At 71.1% G+C, this 1,785-nt stretch carries 1 protein-coding gene; it reads right to left on the reverse strand.

The window, feature by feature from the left end:
- The coding region (locus tag ADK64_RS04935) for a polyketide synthase dehydratase domain-containing protein (RefSeq protein WP_199829483.1) at window positions 1-1,785 on the reverse strand (1,785 nt) is incomplete at both ends.

Consider the following 1,785-nt stretch of genomic DNA (forward strand, 5'->3'; position numbering starts at 1 on the left):
ACCAGCACGAACCGATCCGGATTCTCCGACTGCGCCGACCGCACCAGACCCCACACCGCCGCAGCAGCAAGATCCTCGACACCCTCGGCCGCAACGGCCCCCCGGGTCACGAAGGCCAGCCGGGACGTGGCGTACCGCTCGTCCGCCAGCCAGGACTGCAGCGTCGACAGCGCCCACTCCGTGGCGGCCCGCACCTGGTCGGTCACCGCACCGGGCGTCCTCGGCAGCGACACCACCACGGTGTCGGGAATCGACGAGCCGACGGGTAGCGCCGCCTCGAGGTCCGCGAGGTCCCGGTACGTCGAGGTGCCTTCGGGGGTGTCGATTCGAGCGATCTCCTCCGGGACCGCCCCCACCCAGGCCACCATGCCGCTCGACGAAGCGTCCCTCGGCAACGAGCCGTCCGATGGCCGGCGCGTCCAATCGAGCCGGTAGAGGTGTTCGCGACTCTGCGGCCGCGCGGAACGGAGCTGGTCGGGCGAGGCGGCACGCAGCACCAGCGACTCCACCGAGGCGACGGACCGACCGCTGTCGTCGGTGATGTGCACGGACACTGTGTCGGACCCCGTACCGGCTGCCGTACCAGATGCCGCGCCGCCCCCTGCGGGCGTCAGGCGCACCCGTACCGTCGACGCGCCGGTCGCGTGCAGCGTCACCCCGCGCCAGGAGAACGGCAGCCGCGTGCCACCGCCCTCCGCCAGCGCGGTCAGACCCATCGCGTGCAGTGCCGCGTCCAGCACCGCAGGGTGCAGTCCGAATCGAGTCGCCTCCGCCGCCGACTCCTCGGGGAGCCGCACGTCCGCGAACACCTCATCACCCAACTGCCATGCGGCACGCAGTCCTTGGAACACCGGACCGTAGCCGTACCCCATCCCGTCGAGCCGCTCGTACAGCCGGTCCACCCCTACCGGTGTCGCCCCGGCCGGCGGCCAGACGGCCGACTCGTGCTCGGCGGGAGGCGCCGCGTCCCCGCCCAGAACCCCCGTGGCATGGCACACCCACGGCTGGTCACCGGAGAGCTCTTCCGCACGCGAGTACACGCTCACGGACCGCCGACCGCTTTCGTCGGCCTCGCCGTCCACCACCAACTGCAGTCGTACGGCTCCCTTTTGAGGTATCAACAGCGGTGCCTGGAGGGTCAGTTCCTCGACCCGGCCGCAGCCCACCTCGTCACCGGCGCGGATGGCCATCTCGACGAACGCGGTACCCGGCAAGAGGACTTCACCCAATACGACGTGGTCGGCGAGCCAGGGATGGGAGCGAAGGGACAGACGACCGGTGAACAGTACGTTGCTGTCATCGGCCAGGGTGACCGCGGCGGACAGCAGTGGATGGTCCGCCGGGGTGAGTCCGGCGGAGGTCACATCGGCGTCGGCGGCGGAGTCCAGCCAGAACCGCCGCCGCTGGAACGGATAGGTCGGCAGCTCAACACGACGCGCGCCACCTGCCGTCGCCATGCCCAACACCGCGGTCCAGTCGACTCCGACACCTCGGACGTACAAGCGCGCCACGGCGCGGGCAAGCGTATCGGCCTCCGAACGCTCCTTCCGCAGCGCCGCAACCACCGCTGTGGCGCCCTGCCCGGAGAGGCTGGCCTCCCCCATGGCGGACAGCACGCCGTCCGGGCCGAGTTCGAGGAAGGTGGTGACGCCTTCGGACTCCAGCCACCGCATCCCGTCCGCGAAGCGGACCGCCTGACGGACATGGCGCACCCAGTAGTCGGCGCCGCCCAGTTCGTCCGCCGAGGCCACCGCACCCGTGACGTTGGAGACGATCGCGATGCGC

This window comes from Streptomyces sp. MMG1121 (genome assembly GCF_001280015.1).
GTDB lineage: Bacteria > Actinomycetota > Actinomycetes > Streptomycetales > Streptomycetaceae > Streptomyces.